Genomic DNA, 1,798 nt, shown 5'->3' with positions numbered 1-1,798 from the left:
GCGCCTCGGGTCTCGTGCCCTGGGGTTGTTGGGCGGGGTTTGGGTGGTCTCCCCCTTCCCCGCCGCGTGATTGTGGCCGTCTCCGCTACGCGCGTCAAGGTCGTCGCTGGGGCGGCTTCGCCGAGAGAGCGCTCCACCTTGACCCGCTTCACTACGACGGCAGTTGGCGGCTATCGGGGAAGCGGGGAGTGGGGTCAGGGACCCAAAAGCCCTTCCGGGCCTTCGGCCCGGGCCCTGACGGGCCGCCGGGCTCCGCCCGGTCCGGCCGCAGCCGGCCGAATCCCTACCCCACCGTCTGGTGGTGTCGTTGAGCGCGTCGCCACCACGTGACCGCCTGGGTTACGAAGGGCCCGCTACAGGTGCGGCTCGGGGCGGGCCGCGTCCCAGCGGTAGCCGGCACTGGTGGAGGTGGGCCGGTCACTCCCCAGCACCGGTGCAGTACCGGTACCCGCAGCAGTATCGGTGCCGGCATGTGCGCCAGTACCGGTGCGGGGGTGTGTGCTGCCGAGACCCCCAACGGGAACCACTCTGGCCCCTGGATATGGCTCCGGGTGGGGGGTTCGCGGGGGTAGGCATGCCGATATCCCCACAAGGCACGGAGCCTTTGGGGTCTGACACCCAACCGGGGGTATTTTTCGAGAGGTACGGGGGTTGGATCTGGGGGTCTGCTCCGGATACATGGTTCGGAGCGGGGCGAGGTTTTCGCCTGGTGAAAACGCGTGGTGGTGGTGTTAGGCGGTGGCTGGGGCTGGGTCGCCCTCACCACCCTCACCGCCACCGGCCTTCTCGGTTTCTTGGCGGTTCTGGGTGTGGTGGTGTTCCCAGATCTGCTGGTTCGTTTTCACCTGCAGGCGGTGCTTGAGCCGGTTGTGGGTGGAGCAGAGCAGCTGCATGTTGTCGGAGCTGGTGGCTCCGCCGTGGGAGAAGGCGATGATGTGGTCGAACTGCGACCAGCTACGCGGCATGTCGCAGCCTTCGTGCCACTCGCAGTGGAACTCCTTGTACCCCGCCGCTTGGCGTACGGGGTCGGGGGCGCAACGGTGTTTCTGGCCTACGTCGAGGAGGGTTTTGCCTTCGGCGTCGGTCAGGAAGCGGCGCAGCCAGCTTTTGGGGGTGAGGCGGGAGATCATCTGGTCGGGGATGACCACCCCGTCCTCGGTGACAGCGGGTTCGGCGGTTTGGTCGCCGAGGTAGCGCTTGAGCGGGACGGTGATGTTCAACGTGACCACCGGCTTCGGTGCCTTCGCGCACGTGCGGTGGGCCAGAGCGGTCTCGAAGATGCGCATCATCGCGTCATAAGTGCGCTGGTGCTTCGGCACCGCCGCACTGTCGGGCCCGTAGGGTTCGGTGTAGGCGTCCAGGGCGGCCTGGATGAGCTGGTTATCCGCACCCGGCCCCCACATGCGCAGCAGGAACCCGCCTTCGAAGGTCGGTGAGAACTGCGCACCACGGTTGTCGAAAGTCTCGTCGTAATCCCGGTCGGCTTTATCGGGGTCCAGCTGGGCGACGAACCATTTCGCCGCGTCCCGCAACTGCCGCACCGACGCCTTCGGGCATTCCTTCTTGTAAGCGATCAGCCCGAACTCCAGGCGGGCCCGGAAACCCTCCACGTCGGGGTGCTGCGCCCGGAAGTCCTCATCGGCTGTTTCCAGGACCTTCGCCCACTCAGCGGTGGCTTTTTCGGTGGAGGTCGCGATCGCACAGGCTTCACCCAACGACAGGGTGCTGTCCCCAAACGCCTCGTCCACCAACGGCAACTGCTGGCGGTGCACGGCGCGGGCCAGGGTGGCGAGGTTGC

1 protein-coding gene is annotated in these 1,798 nt (G+C 67.1%); it reads right to left on the bottom strand.

Annotated features, from left to right (window positions below):
- Window positions 1-731 precede the first annotated feature (731 nt).
- The coding region (locus BQ8420_RS09245) for an HNH endonuclease signature motif containing protein (protein WP_087097427.1) at window positions 732-1,798 on the bottom strand (1,067 nt) is incomplete at its 5' end.

The organism is Nocardiopsis sp. JB363 (genome assembly GCF_900143625.1).
In the GTDB taxonomy this organism is placed as follows: Bacteria; Actinomycetota; Actinomycetes; order Streptosporangiales; family Streptosporangiaceae; genus Nocardiopsis.
The sequence above is the reverse complement of the archived record's forward strand: the minus strand, read 5'-3'. Positions and strand labels throughout refer to the sequence as shown.